This is a genomic window from Enterobacter sp. BNK-18 (genome assembly GCF_047456135.1).
Classification (GTDB): domain Bacteria; phylum Pseudomonadota; class Gammaproteobacteria; order Enterobacterales; family Enterobacteriaceae; genus Enterobacter; species Enterobacter ludwigii.
This window is the reverse complement of the sequence record NZ_CP179899.1, coordinates 1,943,777-1,964,554: the sequence shown is the minus strand read 5'-3', so window position 1 is coordinate 1,964,554 and position 20,778 is coordinate 1,943,777. Positions and strand designations below refer to the sequence as shown.

20 protein-coding genes are annotated in these 20,778 nt (G+C 55.4%); 12 read left to right on the top strand and 8 right to left on the bottom strand.

Annotation, left to right across the window (positions count from 1 at the left end; all coding sequences use genetic code 11):
- Nucleotides 1-30 precede the first annotated feature (30 nt).
- The 3 genes from ACMGG3_RS09410 to ACMGG3_RS09400 are packed head-to-tail and all read right to left on the bottom strand — an operon-like array spanning nt 31 to nt 1,859.
- On the bottom strand, nt 31-426 hold the full coding sequence (locus ACMGG3_RS09410; protein WP_020883391.1) for an MAPEG family protein: 396 nt from the start codon (nt 424-426) through the stop codon (nt 31-33).
- Nucleotides 427-477: 51 nt separating this feature from the next.
- Nucleotides 478-1,296: a DUF72 domain-containing protein gene (locus tag ACMGG3_RS09405; RefSeq protein ID WP_020883392.1), complete on the bottom strand. Its 819-nt coding sequence runs from the start codon at nt 1,294-1,296 to the stop codon at nt 478-480.
- Nucleotides 1,293-1,859 carry a hydrolase gene (locus ACMGG3_RS09400; protein ID WP_032678431.1) on the bottom strand — a complete coding sequence of 189 codons (567 nt, stop codon included), beginning with the start codon at nt 1,857-1,859 and terminating at the stop codon, nt 1,293-1,295. Before ACMGG3_RS09400 ends, ACMGG3_RS09405 begins: the two co-directional genes overlap by 4 nt.
- A 264-nt stretch (nt 1,860-2,123) precedes the next feature.
- Between ACMGG3_RS09400 and aspS the strand changes: the two genes are divergently transcribed.
- The 6 genes from aspS (at nt 2,124) to ruvB (ending at nt 7,391) form a co-directional block, all read left to right on the top strand.
- Entirely contained in the window at nt 2,124-3,911 is a 1,788-nt protein-coding gene (gene aspS, locus ACMGG3_RS09395; RefSeq protein WP_032678430.1) for an aspartate--tRNA ligase, read from the top strand.
- A gap of 1 nt (nt 3,912) precedes the next feature.
- Nucleotides 3,913-4,356, top strand: a complete 444-nt coding sequence (gene nudB, locus ACMGG3_RS09390) for a dihydroneopterin triphosphate diphosphatase (protein WP_014170644.1) — start codon at nt 3,913-3,915, stop codon at nt 4,354-4,356.
- A 27-nt stretch (nt 4,357-4,383) separates the two neighbouring features.
- Nucleotides 4,384-5,124, top strand: a complete 741-nt coding sequence (locus ACMGG3_RS09385; protein WP_014170643.1) for a YebC/PmpR family DNA-binding transcriptional regulator — start codon at nt 4,384-4,386, stop codon at nt 5,122-5,124.
- Nucleotides 5,125-5,158: 34 nt separating this feature from the next.
- Nucleotides 5,159-5,680, top strand: a complete 522-nt coding sequence (gene ruvC, locus ACMGG3_RS09380) for a crossover junction endodeoxyribonuclease RuvC (RefSeq protein ID WP_025203848.1) — start codon at nt 5,159-5,161, stop codon at nt 5,678-5,680.
- 80 nt (nt 5,681-5,760) lie between these two features.
- The gene (gene ruvA, locus ACMGG3_RS09375; RefSeq protein WP_020883395.1) at nt 5,761-6,372 is read left to right on the top strand and encodes a Holliday junction branch migration protein RuvA; all 612 of its coding nucleotides are present in this window, start codon (nt 5,761-5,763) and stop codon (nt 6,370-6,372) included.
- 8 nt (nt 6,373-6,380) lie between these two features.
- On the top strand, nt 6,381-7,391 hold the full coding sequence (ruvB, locus tag ACMGG3_RS09370) for a Holliday junction branch migration DNA helicase RuvB (RefSeq protein ID WP_414149811.1): 1,011 nt from the start codon (nt 6,381-6,383) through the stop codon (nt 7,389-7,391).
- Nucleotides 7,392-7,430: 39 nt separating this feature from the next.
- Here ruvB and znuB read toward each other — a convergent pair whose 3' ends face one another.
- The gene (gene znuB / locus ACMGG3_RS09365) at nt 7,431-8,216 is read right to left on the bottom strand and encodes a zinc ABC transporter permease subunit ZnuB (RefSeq protein ID WP_032680775.1); all 786 of its coding nucleotides are present in this window, start codon (nt 8,214-8,216) and stop codon (nt 7,431-7,433) included.
- On the bottom strand, nt 8,213-8,968 hold the full coding sequence (gene znuC, locus ACMGG3_RS09360) for a zinc ABC transporter ATP-binding protein ZnuC (RefSeq protein WP_014170638.1): 756 nt from the start codon (nt 8,966-8,968) through the stop codon (nt 8,213-8,215). The genes znuB and znuC overlap by 4 nt, the downstream gene beginning before the upstream one ends.
- 77 nt (nt 8,969-9,045) lie before the next feature.
- On the opposite strand from znuC, the gene znuA reads away from it, so the two are divergent.
- The 3 genes from znuA (at nt 9,046) to lpxM (ending at nt 12,416) form a co-directional block, all read left to right on the top strand.
- Nucleotides 9,046-9,990 carry a zinc ABC transporter substrate-binding protein ZnuA gene (znuA, locus tag ACMGG3_RS09355; protein WP_410398260.1) on the top strand — a complete coding sequence of 315 codons (945 nt, stop codon included), beginning with the start codon at nt 9,046-9,048 and terminating at the stop codon, nt 9,988-9,990.
- Nucleotides 9,991-10,005: 15 nt separating this feature from the next.
- The gene (gene mepM / locus ACMGG3_RS09350) at nt 10,006-11,325 is read left to right on the top strand and encodes a murein DD-endopeptidase MepM (protein WP_014170636.1); all 1,320 of its coding nucleotides are present in this window, start codon (nt 10,006-10,008) and stop codon (nt 11,323-11,325) included.
- 119 nt (nt 11,326-11,444) lie between these two features.
- Nucleotides 11,445-12,416: a lauroyl-Kdo(2)-lipid IV(A) myristoyltransferase gene (gene lpxM, locus ACMGG3_RS09345; protein WP_032678429.1), complete on the top strand. Its 972-nt coding sequence runs from the start codon at nt 11,445-11,447 to the stop codon at nt 12,414-12,416.
- Between the two features lie 55 nt (nt 12,417-12,471).
- Here lpxM and pyk read toward each other — a convergent pair whose 3' ends face one another.
- Nucleotides 12,472-13,914 carry a pyruvate kinase gene (gene pyk / locus ACMGG3_RS09340; RefSeq protein WP_020883399.1) on the bottom strand — a complete coding sequence of 481 codons (1,443 nt, stop codon included), beginning with the start codon at nt 13,912-13,914 and terminating at the stop codon, nt 12,472-12,474.
- Nucleotides 13,915-14,038: 124 nt separating this feature from the next.
- A complete protein-coding gene (locus tag ACMGG3_RS09335; RefSeq protein WP_025203851.1) occupies nt 14,039-14,908 on the bottom strand; it encodes a MurR/RpiR family transcriptional regulator in 870 nt (289 codons plus the stop codon).
- Nucleotides 14,909-15,265: 357 nt separating this feature from the next.
- On the opposite strand from ACMGG3_RS09335, the gene zwf reads away from it, so the two are divergent.
- The 3 genes from zwf (at nt 15,266) to kdgA (ending at nt 19,468) form a co-directional block, all read left to right on the top strand.
- Nucleotides 15,266-16,741, top strand: a complete 1,476-nt coding sequence (gene zwf / locus ACMGG3_RS09330) for a glucose-6-phosphate dehydrogenase (RefSeq protein ID WP_020883401.1) — start codon at nt 15,266-15,268, stop codon at nt 16,739-16,741.
- A gap of 234 nt (nt 16,742-16,975) precedes the next feature.
- The gene (edd, locus tag ACMGG3_RS09325; RefSeq protein WP_014170631.1) at nt 16,976-18,787 is read left to right on the top strand and encodes a phosphogluconate dehydratase; all 1,812 of its coding nucleotides are present in this window, start codon (nt 16,976-16,978) and stop codon (nt 18,785-18,787) included.
- Nucleotides 18,788-18,826: 39 nt separating this feature from the next.
- Complete coding sequence (gene kdgA, locus ACMGG3_RS09320) at nt 18,827-19,468, top strand: bifunctional 4-hydroxy-2-oxoglutarate aldolase/2-dehydro-3-deoxy-phosphogluconate aldolase (RefSeq protein ID WP_020883402.1); 642 nt, start codon at nt 18,827-18,829, stop codon at nt 19,466-19,468.
- A 41-nt stretch (nt 19,469-19,509) separates the two neighbouring features.
- Here the strand turns inward: kdgA and purT are convergent, their stop codons facing one another.
- Nucleotides 19,510-20,688 (bottom strand): formate-dependent phosphoribosylglycinamide formyltransferase, encoded by a 1,179-nt coding sequence (gene purT / locus ACMGG3_RS09315; RefSeq protein ID WP_414149810.1) that lies wholly within the window; start codon nt 20,686-20,688, stop codon nt 19,510-19,512.
- Nucleotides 20,689-20,778 lie beyond the last annotated feature (90 nt).

Sequence of the window (20,778 nt, the reverse complement as noted above, 5' to 3'; positions counted from 1 at the left end):
TCCGGGAAAAATAAAGTGGCGTATTGTGCGCTAATGGAAGGAGAAAACCAACTCCCACGGCATATACCAAAGGTTAGCCAGCACCATCAGCAAAAGCGAACACCAGGTCGCGCTCATGCCGGAACGACGCCAGCGGAATAAGCGGTGGTGAAAGCCGTAATAATGCATTAACCGGCCGGCAATCAGAAGCAGGCCGCAGACGTGCACCATCCAGGTTTCCGCGCCGTTCATTTCCATAAACAGCAGCAAAATTAACGCAACGGGGATGTACTCAACCGCGTTACCGTGAATGCGGATAGCGCTCTGTAACTCCGAAAAACCGCCGTCACCGTAAGAAACACGGTACTGCATTCGCAGGCGCACAACATCAAATGAAAACTTAATCAGCAGTAATGCACCTAACACCGCATACAGCGCGCTGACCATACTAACTCCCTGTTTTTGGCAGATGGCACCTTCCTATGATAGGGGCTGATATCAGAAAAGAGAAGATTGTTGTGGGATAGAAGGGGCGCTGCCTACAGACGGAACCGCAGCCTGCAAGGCCTGCCAGAGAACATCGACCAGTTCGGGGGCATGAGCGATATCCGGCGTATGGAGAAAGAGATACGGCGTGGTGGTTTGCTCCCATTTCGCTAATTTTTGCAGCCAGACGGCGAACATCTCCTGGTTTTGCTGCATATTATCGCTGCCGATAAACCTGACCATCGGGTTTTGCGCGGTGACCACGGCGTGAACAGGCACTCTGGGCTTTTTACGCTGGGCATCAATGATGGCCTCGTTATGCGGGATGGCGCTGTGCACGGGACGGCTGTCGAGAATCACCCGGTTCACCCCGCGCGCATGTAAGCCACGGTTAAGGGCCGTTTCAGCCTCTCCCTTGGCAAAAAACGCCGCATGTCTCACCTCAACGCCATAGGTAAAGTCCTTGGGCAGGGTATCAAGAAACTGCCATAGCGCAGGCAGGTCGCGTGGGCTAAAGGTGGCCGGAAGCTGCAACCAGTACTGACCGATGCGGTTCGCCAGCGGCGACATCCGGCCAAAGAACTCGTCGGTCAAATCACCGCAGTTTCGCAGCGCAGCGGTGTGGGAGATCGTCGCCGGAAACTTGAAGCAGAAGCGGAAATCATCGGTCGTCTGGTCGCGCCAGCGCTCAACAATCTCTGCTCTGGGCAACGCGTAGAGGGTGGTATTGCCCTCGACGCAGTTGAAATGACGGGCATATTCTTCAAGGCTGGTAATACCCAGGCGCACCCATTTCGGGTGCGACCACTGGGGCAGGCCAAGGTAGATCATAGGGCGCTTATAATGTCGTCCGTGCTACGCACGCGGCCAATGCGCGGGAAGATGTGGGTCATACTGCCCTGGTGCTGCTCCGCAGACGCTGCGCTGCATGCATCTTCAGCAATCACCAGGTTAAAGCCCAGTTCCCAGGCGTTTCGGGCGGTGGATTCCACGCCAATGTTGGTGGAGATCCCACAGAGAATCAGGGTGTCGATACCGCGCCGACGCAGCTGCAGCTCAAGATCGGTGCCGTAGAATGCGCCCCACTGGCGTTTGGTCACTTCGATATCGCTGTCCCGTTTGCCGAGCGAAACCGGATAGGTCCACCAGTTTTCAGGTAGTGAATGTGCTGCAACCTGAGCATCGACAGGCTGTTTTAAGGCCTCCGCGAAATCCGCTGACCAGCCAACGCGCACCATGATCACAGGGGCACCGCTGGCACGGCATTTTTCTGCCAGACGCGCGGCGCGGCTGACAACATCTTCGGCGCTGTGCGGGCCTCCGGCAAACGGCAGGATCCCTTCCTGTAAATCAATCACCACAAGCGCGGTTTTGCGGGCATTAAGTGTTAACATGGTAACTCCAGTGAAATGAGTCGCTTCCGCTACACCTTACGACGTAATGACCTGTTATCGGTCGGATAATTTTGTTAATTTTTGTGAGAATACACAATAAGCGCGCAGCAAACGACCGTCTGGCCGTGGTTCGCTCTTATCGTCTGGCGGAATTTCCAGTATAATAGCCGCCTTTTTTCATCCAGTTGTGACATACAGAAAGCTGCGACATAGTAGCCTGCATTCCAGGCGACATTTAGCCTGCGGCTAATTAAGGGATATCTCATGCGTACAGAATATTGCGGGCAGCTGCGTCAGTCCCACGTTGGACAGCAGGTAACCCTGTGTGGTTGGGTCAATCGTCGTCGTGATCTTGGGAGCCTTATCTTCATCGATATGCGCGACCGCGAAGGTATCGTTCAGGTGTTCTTCGACCCAGATCGCGCAGATGCGTTGAAGCTGGCTTCTGAGCTGCGTAATGAGTTCTGCATTCAGGTCACCGGCACCGTGCGTGCGCGTGACGAGAAAAACGTTAACGCAGACATGGCGACCGGCGCAATTGAAGTGCTGGCGTCGGATCTGGTTATCATCAACCGTGCTGAAGCGCTGCCGCTGGACTCCAACCACGTCAACACTGAAGAAGCGCGTCTGAAATACCGCTATCTGGACCTGCGTCGTCCGGAAATGGCTCAGCGCCTGAAAACCCGTGCGAAAATCACCAGCCTGGTGCGTCGCTTTATGGATGACCACGGTTTCCTCGACATCGAAACCCCGATGCTGACCAAAGCCACGCCGGAAGGCGCGCGCGATTACCTGGTTCCATCCCGTGTACACAAAGGCAAATTCTACGCGCTGCCACAGTCTCCTCAGCTGTTTAAACAGCTGCTGATGATGTCCGGCTTCGATCGCTACTATCAGATTGTAAAATGCTTCCGCGACGAAGACCTGCGTGCTGATCGTCAGCCAGAATTTACCCAGATCGATGTGGAAACCTCCTTCATGACGGCCGAGCAGGTGCGTGAAGTGATGGAAGCCCTGGTGCGCAGTCTGTGGAATGACGTGAAAGGCGTGGAACTGGGTGATTTCCCCATCATGACCTTCGCTGAAGCTGAACGTCGCTACGGTTCTGACAAACCAGACCTGCGTAACCCGATGGAGCTGGTGGACGTTGCAGACCTGGTGAAATCCGTTGAGTTCGCGGTATTTGCCGGCCCGGCTAACGATCCAAAAGGTCGCGTGGCTGCCCTGCGTGTACCGGGCGGTGCGGCGCTGAGCCGTAAGCAGATTGACGATTACGGCAACTTCATCAAGATCTACGGCGCGAAAGGTCTGGCCTATATTAAAGTGACCGAACGTGCGAAAGGTCTGGAAGGCATTACCAGCCCGGTGGCGAAATTCCTGAACGCGGAAATCGTGGAAGCGATCCTCGAGCGCACGGGCGCACAGGATGGCGACATGATCTTCTTTGGCGCAGACAACAAGAAAATCGTTGCTGACGCGATGGGCGCGCTGCGCCTGAAGCTGGGTAAAGACCTGAGCCTGACGGATGAGAGCAAATGGGCTCCGCTGTGGGTAATCGACTTCCCAATGTTCGAAGACGACGGTGAAGGCGGCCTGACCGCAATGCACCACCCGTTCACCTCGCCAAAAGACATGACGGCGGCAGAGCTGAAAGCGGCACCGGAAGATGCGGTAGCAAACGCGTATGACATGGTTATCAACGGCTACGAAGTGGGTGGCGGTTCCGTGCGTATTCACAGCGGAGAAATGCAGCAAACCGTGTTTGGTATTCTGGGAATTAACGAGCACGAACAGCGCGAGAAATTCGGCTTCCTGCTGGACGCTCTGAAATACGGTACGCCGCCACACGCGGGTCTGGCATTCGGTCTTGACCGTTTGACCATGCTGCTGACCGGCACCGACAACATTCGTGATGTTATCGCCTTCCCGAAAACCACGGCTGCGGCCTGTCTGATGACGGAAGCCCCAAGCTTTGCCAACCCGGCCGCGCTGGCTGAGCTGGGCATTCAGGTGCTTCCGAAAGCTTCAAAAGAGATTTCGGAGAACGAATAATATGCAGTATAAGCGTCCCGTTTCGGTTCTGGTTGTCATTTATGCAGAAGATACGAAACGGGTGCTGATGTTGCAGCGGCGCGATGACCCTGATTTCTGGCAGTCGGTTACCGGTAGCCTGGAAGAGGGGGAGACCGCGTCGCAGGCCGCCGCGCGCGAAGTAAAGGAAGAGGTCACCATTGACGTTGCTTGCGAGCAACTGACCCTGAAGGACTGTCAGCGCACGGTGGAGTTTGAAATTTTTAGCCATTTACGTCATCGCTATGCGCCGGGTATTGAGCGCAATACGGAATCGTGGTTCTGTCTCGCGCTCCCCCATGAACGGGAGATCGTGTTTACCGAACACCTGACCTACCGCTGGGTGGATGCGGCGGATGCCGCTGCACTGACCAAATCGTGGAGCAACCGGCAGGCGATTGAAGAATTTGTAATTAACGTAGCCTGAAAAGGCGCGCTCTTTGAGGAAATTTTTATGGCAGGTCATAGTAAGTGGGCCAACACCAAACACCGCAAAGCGGCACAGGATGCCAAGCGCGGTAAGATCTTCACCAAAATTATTCGTGAACTGGTTACAGCGGCACGTCTGGGCGGCGGCGATGCGGCGTCTAACCCGCGTCTGCGCGCGGCAGTGGATAAAGCCCTGTCCAACAACATGACGCGTGACACCCTGAACCGTGCTATCGCACGTGGCGTAGGCGGTGATGAAGACGCGAACATGGAAACCATCATTTATGAAGGTTACGGTCCTGGCGGTACGGCGGTGATGGTTGAATGTCTGTCCGACAACCGTAACCGTACCGTAGCGGAAGTGCGTCATGCCTTCAGCAAATGCGGTGGTAACCTGGGCACTGACGGCTCCGTGGCCTATCTGTTCAGCAAAAAAGGTGTCATCTCCTTCGAGAAAGGCGACGAAGACGTAATCATGGAAGCGGCGCTGGAAGCCGGTGCAGAAGACGTTGTGACCTATGATGATGGCGCAATCGACGTCTACACCGCGTGGGAAGAGATGGGCGCGGTACGTGACGCGCTGGAAGCGGCGGGTCTGAAAGCAGACAATGCTGAAGTCTCCATGATCCCGTCAACCAAAGCGGACATGGATGCGGAAACGGCACCTAAACTGCTGCGTCTGATCGACATGCTCGAAGACTGCGACGACGTGCAGGAAGTGTATCATAACGGTGAAATCTCTGATGAGGTTGCAGCGACTCTCTGATGAGAGCGTATAAACCGTTTACGGGAGACGCGTGATGTCGATTATCCTCGGGATTGACCCCGGCTCGCGCGTCACCGGTTATGGCGTCATCCGGCAGGTAGGGCGCCAGTTAACCTACCTTGGCAGCGGCTGTATTCGGACCAAAGTGGACGATCTGCCGTCGCGCCTGAAGCTAATCTATGCTGGCGTGTCGGAGATCATCACCCAGTTTCAGCCCGACTTTTTTGCCATCGAGCAGGTCTTTATGGCGAAAAACGCCGATTCAGCGTTAAAACTGGGTCAGGCACGGGGCGTTGCCATTGTGGCGGCGGTGAATCAGGATCTTCCGGTGTTCGAATACGCAGCCAGACAGGTCAAACAGACCGTCGTGGGGATTGGTAGCGCGGAGAAAAGTCAGGTGCAGCATATGGTGCGCACGCTCCTGAAGCTTCCCGCGAACCCGCAGGCAGACGCCGCCGATGCGCTGGCGATAGCCATTACCCACTGTCATATAAGCCAGAACGCGGTTCAGATGAGCGAATCGCGGCTTAATCTGGCGCGAGGCAGGTTACGATAATGACAAATCAGGCTGGATGTTTATCCAGCCTTTTTTTATTATGTCGGCAGTTAATTTCTTCCAGAACGCAGGAGCGTCATGTGATAGGCAGACTCAGAGGCATCATCATTGAAAAACAACCCCCGTTAGTGCTGCTGGAAGTCGGTGGCGTGGGCTATGAAGTCCATATGCCGATGACCTGCTTCTATGAGTTGCCGGACGCGGGCAAAGAGGCGATTGTCTTTACCCAGTTTGTGGTGCGTGAAGATGCCCAGTTGCTGTATGGCTTCAACAACAAACAGGAACGGATGCTGTTTCGCGAGCTGATCAAAACCAACGGCGTAGGGCCGAAGCTGGCGCTGGCTATTTTGTCCGGCATGTCCGCTCCACAGTTCGTCAATGCCGTTGAGCGCGAAGATCCTGCTGCGCTGATTAAACTCCCGGGTATCGGCAAGAAAACCGCGGAGCGTCTGATTGTCGAGATGAAAGACCGCTTTAAAGGTCTGCATGGCGATCTGTTCACGCCTGCCGCTGATCTGGTGCTTACCTCGCCGGGCGCGCAAGCCTCTGACGATGCTGAACAGGAAGCGGTTGCTGCGCTGGTGGCGCTGGGATATAAACCTCAGGAGGCCAGCCGGATGGTGAGCAAAATTGCCAAACCGGATGCCAGCAGTGAAACCCTGATTCGTGAAGCGCTACGCGCGGCATTGTGAGGTAAAGGATGATTGAAGCAGATCGCCTGGTATCGGCAGGCACCCTTCAGGCAGAAGACGTGGTGGATCGCGCCATCCGCCCGAAACTGCTTGATGAGTATATTGGCCAGCCGCAGGTTCGTTCTCAGATGGAGATCTTCATCCAGGCGGCAAAACTGCGCGGCGATGCACTCGATCACCTGCTGATTTTTGGCCCCCCCGGTCTGGGGAAAACCACGCTGGCGAACATTGTCGCCAATGAAATGGGCGTTAACCTGCGCACAACCTCTGGCCCGGTGCTGGAAAAAGCGGGCGATCTGGCGGCAATGTTGACCAACCTTGAACCGCATGACGTGCTGTTTATCGATGAGATCCACCGTTTGTCGCCGGTCGTGGAAGAGGTGCTCTATCCGGCGATGGAAGATTACCAGCTAGACATCATGATCGGTGAAGGTCCGGCAGCACGTTCCATCAAGATCGATCTGCCTCCGTTTACCCTGATTGGCGCGACGACGCGTGCCGGGTCATTGACCTCTCCGCTTCGCGATCGTTTTGGTATCGTTCAGCGTCTGGAGTTCTATCAGGTTGCGGATCTTCAGCATATCGTTGGCCGCAGTGCCCGCTATATGGGGCTGGAGATGAGCGAGGAAGGGGCGTTTGAGGTAGCGAAGCGCTCGCGGGGGACGCCGCGTATTGCGAACCGCCTGTTGCGTCGCGTACGTGACTTTTCCGAAGTAAAACACGATGGCACGATCTCGGCTGAGATTGCAGCGCAGGCGCTGGATATGCTGAATGTGGATGCCGAAGGCTTTGACTACATGGACCGTAAGCTGTTGCTGGCGGTACTGGATAAGTTCTTTGGCGGTCCGGTCGGCCTGGATAACCTGGCGGCAGCGATTGGTGAAGAGCGCGAGACAATTGAAGATGTGCTTGAGCCGTATCTGATCCAGCAGGGTTTCTTGCAACGTACCCCGCGCGGTCGTATGGCAACGGTGCGGGCGTGGAACCATTTTGGTATTACCCCGCCATCGATGCCGTAGCAGAGGTTCCCTCTCCCGGGTGGGAGAGGGGAGAGGCGATCAGCTTGCAGGCTTCTTCATCATACTGAAGATAAACAGCAGCGCCGCACACAGCACCACAGACGGGCCTGCAGGGGTATCGTAGAACGCCGAGAAGGTTAACCCTCCCGTTACCGCAATCATCCCGATGATAACCGCGACACCGGCCATTTGCTCCGGCGTACGGGCAAAACGACGCGCAGTGGCCGCGGGGATAATCAGCAGGGAAGTGATGATCAGCGCGCCGACGAATTTCATCGCCACACCAATCGTTAACGCCGTCACCAGCATCAGCAACAGCTTCACGCGCTGCAGCTTCACGCCATCGACAAACGCCAGATCCGGGCTGACGGTCATCGCCAGCAAATTACGCCACTGCCAGAGCAGAATACCCAGCACGACCACCACACCACCGGCGATGGAGATCAGATCTTCAGGCGTCACGGCCAGCAGGTCACCGAACAGGTAGGCCATCAGATCAACACGAATGTTCGACATCAGGCTCACGACCACCAGACCCAGCGACAGGGCGCTGTGGGCCATAATACCAAGCAGCGTATCGATGGCGAGGTGAGGGCGCTTTTCCAGCCATACCAGCCCTGCGGCCAGCAGCAGCGTGACCACAATCACCGCGTAGAAGGGATTCACGTCCAGTAACAGGCCAAAGGCAACGCCCAGCAGAGATGCGTGTGCCAGCGTATCGCCAAAATAGGACATTCTGCGCCACACCACAAACGAGCCCAGCGGGCCCGCGGCGCAGGCAAGCATAATCCCGGCCAGCCAGCCGGGCAGTAACAGTTCAATCATGAGTGTCCATTTCCCCGGCGCAGGACAATTCGTCCCTGTAAATCATGGCGGTGATTGTGATGATGGCGATAAATTCCCAGCTGCTCAGCGCCGCGAGGGCCGAACATGGAGATGAATTCAGGGTGCATTGACACCACTTCCGGCGTGCCGGAACAGCAGATGTGATGGTTAAGGCACAGCACTTCGTCGGTCTTGGCCATCACCAGATGGAGATCGTGGGAAACCATCAGCACCGCACAGTTGAGTTCGCGGCGTAGCTGGTCGATTAAATCGTAAAGTGCGACCTGACCATTGACGTCCACACCCTGCGTCGGCTCATCCAGCACCAGAAGCTGTGGGCTGCTCAACAGGGCGCGGGCAAGCAATACGCGCTGGGTTTCACCGCCGGACAGTTTCTGCAGCGGGGCATCAATCAGATGGCCTGCCTGCACGCGTTTCAGCGCCGGAAGAATATCGGCTTTATGTGTCCCGGGGCGCAGACGCAGGAAGCGGCTAACCGTCAGCGGCAGCGTGGCGTCGAGGTGGAGTTTTTGCGGCACATAGCCGATGCGTAATTTTTCCTCACGGCGGATAACCCCTTCGTCAGGTGTTACCAGACCCAGCACCACACGCACCAGGGTGGATTTCCCTGCGCCATTGGGGCCGAGCAGCGTCAGAATTTTGCCGGGTTTCAGATCCAGCGACACGTCAGAGAGGACGCGGCGTTGGCCAAATGAGACCGAAATATTGTCGAGAGAAACCAAAGTCGTCATGTCAATTTAAGCTTGCAGAAGTCAACGAATGTTATAATATCACATCCCACGCATTCATTACGATGATTAGTCGCATTATGTTACATAAAAATACGCTTCTTTTCGCAGCATTATCCGCTGCCCTTTGGGGTTCAACAGCACAAGATGTTAACGCTGCTGTTGTCGCTTCGCTTAAACCGCTCGGTTTCATTGCTTCCGCGATTGCAGATGGGGTTACTGACACCCAGGTTCTGCTCCCTGATGGGGCTTCCGAGCATGATTATTCCCTGCGTCCATCTGATGTAAAACGCTTACAAAACGCGGACTTAGTTGTATGGATTGGTCCAGAGATGGAAGCGTTTATGCAGAAGTCGGCAAAACAGGTGCCGGGCGAAAAACAGGTCGCCATTGCCGAACTCCCGGGCGTGAAAACGTTGCTCATGAAAGGGGCTGACGACGACGGTGATGAACATGATGCCGGACACGCCGACGGCGAAAAAGGTGATGGGGATCACCATCACGGCGAGTACAACATGCACCTTTGGCTATCCCCAGAGATAGCGCGGCTTTCGGCGGTTGCAATCCATGACAAATTAGTGGAACTTATGCCGCAAAGTCGAGCCAAACTAGACGCCAACCTGAAGGATTTTGAGGCACAATTAGCCGCAACTGATAAGCAGGTGGGTAATGAGCTCGCACCGTTGAAAGGAAAAGGGTATTTCGTTTTTCATGACGCCTATGGCTATTACGAGAAACACTACGGCCTGACCCCGCTGGGGCACTTTACCGTCAACCCTGAAATTCAACCTGGTGCGCAGCGTTTACATGAAATCAGAACACAGTTGGTTGAGCAGAAAGCGACATGCGTTTTTGCTGAGCCACAGTTCAGGCCAGCGGTCGTAGAAGCCGTGGCCAGGGGAACATCCGTGCGCATGGGAACCCTTGACCCGCTAGGAACGAATATCCAGTTGAGCAAAGCGAGCTATTCGCAGTTTCTCAGCCAACTGGCGAACCAGTATGCGAGCTGCCTGAAAGGAGATTAACGAGGAAGTGAATACGTGCAACAGATAGCCCGCTCTGTCGCCCTGGCATTTAACAATCTGCCTCGACCCCATCGCGTTATGCTGGGGTCTCTTACAGTTCTCACGTTAGCGGTCGCCGTCTGGCGGCCCTATGTTTACCATCCGAGTTCTGCCCCAATCATCAAAACCATTGAGCTTGAGAAGAGCGAGATCCGCTCTCTCCTCCCTGAGGCCAGTGAACCTATCGACCAGGCGGCTCAGGAAGATGAAGCCATCCCGCAGGATGAGCTGGACGATAAAACCGAGAATGAAGCGGGGATCCATGAATATGTCGTTTCGACGGGTGATACGTTAAGCAGCGTTCTGAACCAGTACGGTATCGACATGGGAAACATCAGCCAGTTGGCGGCGGCTGATAAAGATCTTCGTAACCTGAAAATTGGTCAACAGCTCTCCTGGACGTTAACCGCTGATGGCGATCTGCAACGCCTGACCTGGGAAATGTCCCGTCGCGAAACCCGCACCTACGATCGCACTGCAAACGGTTTCAAAATGACCAGTGAAATGCAGAAAGGCGACTGGGTGAACAGCGTGATGAAAGGGACCGTAGGCGCAAGCTTCGTCTCCAGCGCGCGCGATGCGGGGCTGACCAGCGCCGAAATCAGCTCGGTAATCAAAGCCATGCAGTGGCAAATGGACTTCCGCAAACTGAAGAAAGGCGATGAATTCTCTGTCCTCATGTCCCGTGAAATGCTTGACGGCAAGCGTGAGCAGAGCCAGCTGGTGGGCGTGCGTCTGCGCTCTGATGGCAAAGATTACTACGCCATTCGTGCCGAAGACGGTAAGTTCTACGACCGCAGCGGTACCGGGCTTGCGAAGGGTTTCCTGCGCTTCCCGACGGCTAAACAATTCCGTGTTTCATCCAACTTTAACCCGCGCCGTCTTAACCCGGTCACCGGGCGTGTTGCGCCGCACCGTGGCGTTGACTTTGCCATGCCACAGGGGACACCTGTGCTGGCTGTGGGTGATGGCGAAGTGGTGATTGCAAAACGCAGCGGTGCAGCCGGGTATTATGTCGCGGTGCGTCATGGTCGTACCTACACCACCCGCTATATGCACCTGCGTAAGCTGCTGGTTAAGCCGGGACAGAAAGTGAAACGTGGCGACCGTATCGCGCTCTCCGGGAATACCGGGCGCTCTACCGGGCCGCATTTGCACTATGAGGTGTGGATTAACCAACAGGCAGTGAACCCGCTTACGGCGAAACTGCCGCGTACCGAAGGCCTGACAGGTAAAGATCGTTCCGATTACCTGGCGCAGGTGAAAGAGGTGATTCCGCAGCTGCGCTTTGATTAAGCCCTCTGTTTAGTGAAAAAGCCGGCCTCAGTATGTGCCGGCTTTTTGTTTTGTGCGCGAGCGGCTGCCTCGCTACACTATCTGAATGAAATTTTGCGTCACCAGACCCTGGAACCAGCATGGAAACCCAAAAAAACAATATTGAGTACATTCCTGAGTTTGAAAAATCTTTTCGCCACCCGCGCAACTGGAGTGCCTGGCTTGGCGTTTACGCATTTGCGGGGATTGCGATGTTACCTGCCTCGGTTCGCGATCCGGTACTGGGAAAAATAGGCCGCCTGGCGGGTCGGTTTGGTAAAAGTGCCCGTCGCCGTGCGCAGATTAACCTCCTGTACTGTTTCCCGGAGAAGAGTGACGCCGAGCGTGAAGCGTTGATTGACGACATGTACACGACCGCGCCGCAGGCCATGGCAATGATGGCCGAACTGGCGCTCAAAGGGCCGGAGAAAGTTCAGACACGAGTTGACTGGAAAGGGCTGGAAATCATCGAAGAGATGCGCCGCAACAACGAGAAGGTGATCTTCCTCGTTCCTCACGGCTGGGGTGTGGATATTCCTGCAATGCTGATGGCGTCACAGGGGCAGAAAATGGCGGCAATGTTCCATAACCAGGGCAATAAGATCTTTGATTACGTCTGGAACACCGTGCGTCGCCGTTTTGGTGGCCGTCTGCATGCGCGTAATGATGGCATCAAACCGTTTATACAGTCCGTGCGTCAGGGCTACTGGGGTTACTATCTGCCGGATCAGGACCACGGCCCCGAGCACAGTGAGTTTGTGGATTTCTTCGCGACGTATAAAGCCACGTTGCCGGCGATTGGCCGCCTGATGAAAGTCTGCCGTGCGCGCGTCATTCCGCTGTTTCCGGTATACGACGGGAAAACCCATCGCCTGAGCATTGAAGTGCGTCCACCGATGGATGATTTACTGACGGCGGACGATCACACCATTGCGCGCCGAATGAACGAAGAGGTCGAGATTCTGGTGGGACCGCATGCTGAGCAATACACGTGGATACTGAAGTTGCTCAAAACGCGTAAGCCCGGTGAAACAGAGCCGTACAAACGCAAAGAACTTTTCCCGAAGAAATAAGCAGAAATAAAAAAAGCCCGCTCCGAAAAGAGCGGGCTTTTTAACAGGGGCGTGCTTACTCGACGGTTAATACGCGAGTGGTATTGGTCGAGCCGATGGTGCTCATCACGTCACCCTGAGTCACAATCACGATATCACCGGAGACCAGATAGCCTTTGTCGCGCAGCAGGTTCACGGCGTCGTGGGCAGCCGCGACACCGTCGTTGGTGCTGTCGAAGTGCACCGGCGTGACACCGCGATACAGCGCCGTCAGGTTCAGCGTACGCTCGTGACGGGACATGGCGAAGATGGGCAGACCGGAGCTGATACGGGAGGTCATCAGCGCGGTACGGCCAGATTCGGTCATGGTGATAATCGCCGTTACGCCTTTCAGGTGGTTAGCGGCGTACATGGCAGACATCGCAATCGCTTCTTCCACGTTGTCGAACTGCACGTCCAGACGGTGTTTAGAGACGTTGATGCTTGGGATCTTTTCAGCACCCAGGCAAACGCGTGCCATCGCGGCTACAGTTTCTGCAGGGTACTGGCCGGCTGCGGTTTCTGCAGAAAGCATTACGGCATCGGTACCGTCCAGCACGGCGTTAGCCACGTCCATCACCTCTGCACGGGTCGGCATTGGGTTGGTGATCATGGATTCCATCATCTGGGTTGCGGTGATCACGGCGCGGTTAAGCTGACGTGCACGGCGGATCAGGGCTTTCTGGATCCCCACCAGTTCAGGGTCGCCAATTTCCACGCCCAGATCGCCACGGGCAACCATCACCACGTCAGACGCCAGAATCACGTCATCCATCGCGTCCTGATCGCAAACGGCTTCCGCACGTTCCACTTTAGCAACGATTTTGGCATCACAGCCCGCATCACGTGCCAGACGGCGCGCGTAGTTCAGGTCTTCGCCACAGCGCGGGAAGGAGACGGCCAGATAGTCAACGCCAATCAGCGCAGCGGTCACGATATCCGCTTTGTCTTTATCGGTCAGCGCTTCGGCTGAGAGGCCACCGCCAAGTTTGTTAATGCCTTTGTTGTTTGAGAGCGGGCCCCCGACGGTGACTTCGGTGAATACCTTCATCCCCTGAACTTCCAGCACTTTCAGCTGAACGCGACCGTCGTCGAGCAGCAGGATATCGCCAGGCACAACGTCAGCCGGCAGACCTTTATAGTCGATCCCAACTTTTTCTTTATCGCCTTCGCCTTTACCCAGGTTGGCATCGAGCAGGAATTTGTCGCCGATATTGAGGAAGACTTTACCTTCTTTGAAGGTTGAAACACGAATTTTTGGACCCTGCAGGTCCCCGAGGATAGCAACATGACGACCAAGTTTGGCCGCAATTTCACGCACTTTGTCGGCACGTAATTTATGGTCTTCTGGCGTACCGTGAGAGAAGTTCATACGCACCACGTTGGCACCCGCGGCGATAATTTTCTCGAGATTGTTATCGCGGTCAGTGGCCGGGCCTAAGGTGGTTACGATCTTGGTTCTGCGAAGCCTTCTGGACATGTAATACTCCGTTGACTGAAACAACTTTGGTGTTGCGTGAACATTAAATCGGCCTTCATCTGCTGCAAGGCAACAGAGAGAGGACCGAATGCCGTAAATCGTTACATCGTAGTTATTAAACTATTTAGGGAACATCGCTTTTCATAAGCAATTCTTTATCAAAACGCGATTCCTTAAGCGCTTCCTTGACACGCTTCAAGTTATCTCTGAATTTTGCGCCACGACGCAGGGTGAAACCGGTTGCCAGCACGTCAATCACCGTGAGCTGCGCCAGACGGGAGACCATCGGCATATACATGTCGGTGTCTTCCGGGACGTCAAGGGTGATGGCGAGCGTTGCTTCTCTTGCCAGCGGCGTGCCCGCCGTCGTGAGGGCAATAACCATGGCATCGTTTTCACGCGCCAGTTGCGCCAGCTCCACCTGGCTTTTGGTGCGCCCGGTGTGCGAAATGAGTACCACGACATCATCTTCACTGCAATTCATACAGCTCATGCGTTGCAGGACAATGTCATCGGAATAAATGACCGGGACGTTAAAGCGGAAGAACTTATTCATGGCGTCATGCGCCACGGCCGCCGACGAGCCGAGGCCAAAGAACGCAATGCGCTTGGCCTGGGTCAGTAAATCCACCGCGCGGTTCACGGAATTCATATCCAGGGACTGGCGAACGTGGTCCAGCGTAGCCATGGCCGACTCAAATATTTTCGCCGTATAGGCATCAACACTGTCGTCTTCATCCACATTGCGATTAACATAAGGCGTGCCGTTTGCCAGACTTTGTGCAAGATGCAGTTTAAAATCAGGAAAGCCGCGCGTTTCAAGGCTACGGCAGAAGCGGTTAACCGTCGGTTCGCTGACGCCTGCCTCCTGCGCCAGAGCGGCGATGCTTGAATGAATCGCCTGAGCAGGAGCGGCAAGAATGACTTCGGCCACTTTTCGCTCGGATTTGCTAAGGTGTTCCAGTTGGAACTGGATTTTTTCCAGCATGTTCATTGTTAACAGGGCGCTCATGGGTGGAAACGATTTCATTAATTCATGAAATCATGATTCGATTTAGCCGATATTACCCCTGTGGCTTCCATAAAGGGTAACAGTCGACAAGATAATGTTGTTGTTTTTTTTCATTACTTGATCGGTGTCGGGTTTTGTTATGACCCTGTAGTTCAAAGAATCAACGCTTTTTGCGTGATTCCGCCACCACACGCGTCTGACGGCGAAAAAATCGCGGTATCGCACGCGAGGTTAAGCGCTAATGGTTTCGGGAATGACGTAAAAGCAGTACAGTGCAACGTAATAAAATTACAACGATACCTGGCAGAAGTACCAGGTGATCCAACTGAGGAGAATGACATGGCGGTAACGCAAACAGCCCAGGCATGTGACCTGGTCATTTTCGGCGCGAAAGGCGATCTTGCACGCCGGAAATTGCTGCCTTCCCTGTATCAACTGGAGAAAGCGGGCCAAATTCATCCGGATACGCGTATCCTGGGCGTTGGGCGCGCCGACTGGGACAAGGAAGCTTATACCAAGGTCGTACGCGAGGCGCTCGAAACTTTCATGAAGGAAAAGATTGATGAAAGTTTGTGGGATACCCTGAGCGGACGTCTTGATTTCTGTAACCTGGACGTGAACGACGTCAGCGCGTTTAACCGTTTAGGCGCGATGCTGGATCAGAAAAACCGTGTCACCATTAACTACTTCGCCATGCCACCAAGCACTTTCGGTGCAATCTGCAAAGGTCTGGGCGAAGCGAAGCTGAACGCTAAACCGGCACGCGTGGTGATGGAGAAACCGCTGGGGACCTCTCTTTCAACCTCCCGCGAAATTAACGACCAGGTCGGCGAGTACTTCGAAGAGTGCCAGGTCTACCGTATCGACCACTATCTCGGTAAAGAGACGGTACTGAACCTGCTGGCGCTGCGTTTTGCCAACTCCCTGTTTGTGAATAACTGGGACAACCGTACCATCGACCATGTGGAAATCACCGTGGCCGAAGAGGTAGGTATCGAAGGCCGCTGGGGTTACTTTGACCAGGCCGGTCAGATGCGCGACATGATCCAGAACCACCTGCTGCAAATCCTTTGCATGATTGCCATGTCTCCACCGTCTGACCTGACGGCGGACAGCATCCGTGACGCTAAAGTGAAAGTGCTGAAGTCACTGCGTCGCATCGATCGCTCAAACGTGCGTGAGAAAACGGTACGCGGCCAGTACACCGCAGGGTTTGCTCAGGGTAAAAAAGTGCCGGGCTACCTGGAAGAAGAGGGCGCCAACAAGGCGAGCAATACCGAGACGTTTGTGGCGATCCGCGTGGATATCGATGACTGGCGCTGGGCGGGTGTTCCGTTCTACCTGCGTACCGGTAAACGTCTGCCGACCAAATGCTCTGAAGTTGTCGTTTACTTCAAAAACCCTGAACTCAACCTGTTCAAAGAGTCCTGGCAAGAGCTGCCGCAGAACAAACTGACCATTCGTCTGCAGCCAGACGAAGGGGTGGACATCCAGATCCTGAACAAAGTGCCGGGCCTGGATCACAAACATAACCTGCAGACCACCAAGCTGGACCTGAGCTACTCCGAAACATTCAATCAGACGCACCTTGCCGATGCTTACGAGCGTCTGCTGCTGGAAACCATGCGCGGTATCCAGGCGCTGTTCGTGCGTCGCGATGAAGTGGAAGAGGCGTGGAAATGGGTCGACTCCATCACTGAAGCCTGGGCTGCAGATCAGGATGCGCCGAAACCGTATCAGGCGGGCACCTGGGGGCCTGTCGCGTCCGTCGCGATGATCACCCGTGATGGCCGCTCCTGGAATGAGTTTGAGTAAAATAATCAGCTGCCACTTAGGTGTTATTTTACCGGTAACATGATCTAACACAGCTCGTGGCACAATTTATAAACTTTTAAGCTCCGCGTGGATTCACCCGCGGAGCTTTTTTTATTACACTGCCGGAAGTGATTTTGCCCCTGAGCTCCGGACAGCAAGCGTTTCAGCGTTGTTAATAATCGCCAGCGACTTTGTAAACTCCCGAGCCCGGACAGATAAATTAGAGGAGCTTTTATGAATCCGACATTGTTACGCGTAACACAACGCATTATTGAGCGCTCGAAAGAGACCCGTTCTGCCTACCTCGCCCGGATTGAACAGGCCAAAAGTAATACCGTTCATCGCTCACAACTCGCCTGCGGTAACCTGGCGCACGGTTTCGCCGCCTGCCAGCCCGACGATAAAGCCTCGCTGAAAAGCATGCTGCGTAACAATATCGCCATCATTACCTCCTACAACGACATGCTTTCTGCGCATCAGCCGTACGAAGTGTATCCGGAGATCATCCGTAAAGCGCTGCACAGCGTCAATGCGGTAGGCCAGGTTGCGGGCGGCGTGCCGGCCATGTGCGACGGCGTGACGCAGGGTCAGGATGGGATGGAGCTCTCTCTGCTGAGCCGCGAAGTGATTGCGATGTCGGCCGCAGTGGGCCTGTCTCACAATATGTTTGATGGCGCTCTGTACCTCGGCGTGTGCGATAAAATCGTCCCGGGGCTGGCCATGGCAGCGCTGTCGTTTGGTCATCTGCCTGCGATCTTCGTGCCATCAGGTCCGATGGCAAGCGGTCTGCCAAACAAAGAAAAAGTGCGTATCCGTCAGCTGTATGCGGAAGGTAAAGCAGACCGTCAGGCACTGCTGGAAGCGGAAGCTGCCTCCTACCATGCGCCGGGCACCTGTACCTTCTACGGTACGGCCAACACCAACCAGATGGTGGTGGAATTTATGGGGATGCAGCTTCCTGGGTCCTCTTTCATTCAGCCGGATGCGCCACTGCGTAAGGCCCTGACTGAAGCAGCTGCCCGCCAGGTAACGCGTCTGACCGGTAACGGCAACGCGTGGATGCCGCTGGGTAAAATGGTCGACGAGAAAGTGATCGTCAACGGTATCGTTGCGCTGCTGGCAACCGGCGGTTCAACCAACCACACCATGCATCTGGTGGCGATGGCGCGCGCGGCGGGCATCCTGATTAACTGGGATGATTTCTCGGATATCTCGTCTGTGGTGCCACTGATGGCGCGCCTGTACCCGAACGGCCCGGCTGACATCAACCACTTCCAGGCTGCCGGTGGCGTGCCGGTGCTGATGCGCGAGCTGCTGAAAGGCGGTCTGCTGCATGAAGATGTGAACACCGTGGCGGGCTTTGGTTTGCAGCGTTATACCCATGAGCCGTGGCTCAATAACGGTGAGCTTGACTGGCGTGAAGGCGCCACCGCCTCGCTTGACGCACAGGTTATCGCCACCTTTGAACAACCGTTCTCTCGTCACGGCGGCACCAAAGTGCTCAGCGGTAACCTGGGGCGTGCGGTGATGAAAACCTCCGCCGTACCGGAAGAGAACCAGATTATCGAAGCGCCGGCCGTGGTGTTTGAAAGCCAGCATGACGTTTTGCCTGCGTTTGATGCCGGTCTGCTCGACAAAGATTGCGTCGTTGTGGTGCGCCATCAGGGGCCAAAAGCGAACGGGATGCCAGAATTACATAAACTTATGCCGCCACTTGGTGTATTATTGGACCGCCGTTTCAAAATTGCGTTAGTGACCGATGGACGCCTCTCTGGCGCATCAGGTAAAGTGCCTTCTGCCATCCATGTGACCCCGGAAGCTTACGACGGCGGTTTGCTGGCGAAAGTTCGTGATGGAGACATGATCCGCGTCAACGGTCAGACAGGTGAGTTAACCCTGCTGGTGGATGACGCTGAACTGGCGGCACGTAAGCCACATATTCCTGACCTGAGCGCATCGCGCGTGGGAACCGGACGCGAAATGTTTGGCGCGCTGCGTGAGAAACTCTCCGGTGCGGAGCAGGGCGCAACCTGTATTACGTTTTAAGACGACTTGATTTTATCGATCTGGCGAGAGAAAACTCTGATGAAAAACTGGAAAACAAGTGCAGAAGCAATCCTGACCACTGGCCCTGTCGTGCCGGTAATCGTGGTGAACAAGCTGGAACATGCTGTCCCGATGGCGAAAGCCCTGGTCGCGGGTGGTGTTCGTGTTCTGGAAGTGACCCTGCGTACCGCCTGCGCGATGGACGCTATTCGCGCTATCGCCAAAGAAGTGCCGGACGCGATCATCGGTGCGGGTACCGTACTGAACGCACAGCAGCTGGCTGACGTGACCGAAGCGGGCGCGCAGTTCGCTATCAGCCCTGGCCTGACCGAGCCGCTGCTGAAAGCTGCAACCGAAGGCACGATCCCTCTGATCCCGGGTATCAGCACCGTATCTGAACTGATGATGGGTATGGATTACGGCCTGAAAGAGTTCAAATTCTTCCCGGCTGAAGCTAACGGCGGCACCAAAGCGCTGCAGGCTATTGCGGGTCCATTCTCTCAGGTTCGCTTCTGCCCGACGGGTGGTATCTCTCCGGCAAACTACCGTGACTACCTGGCGCTGAAAAGTGTCCTGTGCATCGGTGGTTCATGGCTGGTTCCTGCGGATGCGCTGGAAGCAGGCGACTGGGATCGCATCACTAAACTGGCTCGCGAAGCGGTTGAAGGCGCGAAGCAGTAAGCGAAGACAGTATGAAAAACGGGCCTGCTGGCCCGTTTTTTTTATCCTGCAACCTTCACGTTCGCGGCGGCTGTTTTGGCTCTTGCCACAGCCTCATCCACGTTTTCACCGGTCGCTAGCGCCACGCCAAGGCGGCGCGTGCCGTCAATCTCCGGTTTCCCGAACAGACGAACCTGCAAGCCTGCACCCATAGCCCCTTCGACGTTATCAAAGGTGACGTTCTGGCTGGTTAATAGCGGCAGGATCACCGCCGAAGCCGCCGGGCCGTACTGACGAATGCCGCCAACGGGCAGGCCGAGGAAGGCACGCACATGCAGGGCGAATTCAGAAAGGTCCTGCGAAATCAGCGTGACCATCCCGGTATCGTGCGGGCGAGGGGAGACTTCACTGAAAATTACCTCATCGCCGCAGACAAACAGCTCCACGCCAAACAATCCGTGACCGCCCAGCGCCAGAACCACTTTACGGGCAATTTCCTGCGCACGTGCCAGCGCCAGATCGCTCATCTGCTGCGGCTGCCAGGACTCACGATAGTCGCCATCTTCCTGACGGTGGCCAATCGGATCGCAGAAATGGACGCCATCAACGGCGCTGACCGTCAGCAGCGTGATTTCGAAATCAAACTTTACGACACCTTCGATAATCACGCGACCGGCACCGGCACGTCCTCCCTGCTGGGCATACTCCCACGCCTTATCCAGAGTGCTGCTGTCGCGGATAAAGCTCTGTCCTTTACCGGAGGAACTCATGACGGGCTTAATGATGCACGGGTAGCCAATTTCGTCGACAGCCTGCAGGAAAGCGGCTTTATCGCCGGCAAAACGGTAGCCTGAGGTAGGTAAGGCCAGCTCTTCAGCCGCCAGACGACGAATGCCTTCGCGGTTCATGGTCAGTTTGGCCGCTTTTGCGCAGGGCACCACGCGCTGGCCTTCCTGCTCAAGGGCGATCAGCGTATCGGTGGCAATGGCTTCAATTTCGGGTACCAAGAGATCCGGTTTCTCCTGCGTAATCAGCGTACGCAGGGCATCGCCATCCAGCATATTGATCACATAAGAACGGTGGGCGACGTGCATGGCAGGTGCGTCAGCGTAACGATCCACTGCAATGACTTCCACGCCCAAACGCTGGCACTCAATGGCGACCTCTTTACCCAGTTCGCCCGATCCTAACAGCATCACACGCGTCGCCGCAGGTCGCAGCGCGGTTCCTAAACGAGTCATAACAATCCCCCTGAAAAAGTTGCGCGCATTATAAACGTAAACGTTTGCGTCTGTCTTGTTCAGGGCCCGAGAGCGGTTAAGAAATTTGCG

Bases quoted from the DNA above. Each gene is read 5' to 3' on its own strand.
- ACMGG3_RS09405 (WP_020883392.1), bottom strand. From the start codon at position 1,296: ATGATCTACCTTGGCCTGCCCCAGTGGTCGCACCCGAAATGGGTGCGC.
- ACMGG3_RS09385 (WP_014170643.1), top strand. From the start codon at position 4,384: ATGGCAGGTCATAGTAAGTGGGCCAACACCAAACACCGCAAAGCGGCA.
- aspS (WP_032678430.1), top strand. From the start codon at position 2,124: ATGCGTACAGAATATTGCGGGCAGCTGCGTCAGTCCCACGTTGGACAG.
- ruvC (WP_025203848.1), top strand. From the start codon at position 5,159: ATGTCGATTATCCTCGGGATTGACCCCGGCTCGCGCGTCACCGGTTAT.
- ACMGG3_RS09400 (WP_032678431.1), bottom strand. From the start codon at position 1,859: ATGTTAACACTTAATGCCCGCAAAACCGCGCTTGTGGTGATTGATTTA.
- znuA (WP_410398260.1), top strand. From the start codon at position 9,046: ATGTTACATAAAAATACGCTTCTTTTCGCAGCATTATCCGCTGCCCTT.
- lpxM (WP_032678429.1), top strand. From the start codon at position 11,445: ATGGAAACCCAAAAAAACAATATTGAGTACATTCCTGAGTTTGAAAAA.
- zwf (WP_020883401.1), top strand. From the start codon at position 15,266: ATGGCGGTAACGCAAACAGCCCAGGCATGTGACCTGGTCATTTTCGGC.
- edd (WP_014170631.1), top strand. From the start codon at position 16,976: ATGAATCCGACATTGTTACGCGTAACACAACGCATTATTGAGCGCTCG.
- ACMGG3_RS09410 (WP_020883391.1), bottom strand. From the start codon at position 426: ATGGTCAGCGCGCTGTATGCGGTGTTAGGTGCATTACTGCTGATTAAG.
- ruvB (WP_414149811.1), top strand. From the start codon at position 6,381: ATGATTGAAGCAGATCGCCTGGTATCGGCAGGCACCCTTCAGGCAGAA.
- znuC (WP_014170638.1), bottom strand. From the start codon at position 8,968: ATGACGACTTTGGTTTCTCTCGACAATATTTCGGTCTCATTTGGCCAA.
- kdgA (WP_020883402.1), top strand. From the start codon at position 18,827: ATGAAAAACTGGAAAACAAGTGCAGAAGCAATCCTGACCACTGGCCCT.
- pyk (WP_020883399.1), bottom strand. From the start codon at position 13,914: ATGTCCAGAAGGCTTCGCAGAACCAAGATCGTAACCACCTTAGGCCCG.
- ACMGG3_RS09335 (WP_025203851.1), bottom strand. From the start codon at position 14,908: ATGAACATGCTGGAAAAAATCCAGTTCCAACTGGAACACCTTAGCAAA.
- znuB (WP_032680775.1), bottom strand. From the start codon at position 8,216: ATGATTGAACTGTTACTGCCCGGCTGGCTGGCCGGGATTATGCTTGCC.
- purT (WP_414149810.1), bottom strand. From the start codon at position 20,688: ATGACTCGTTTAGGAACCGCGCTGCGACCTGCGGCGACGCGTGTGATG.
- nudB (WP_014170644.1), top strand. From the start codon at position 3,913: ATGCAGTATAAGCGTCCCGTTTCGGTTCTGGTTGTCATTTATGCAGAA.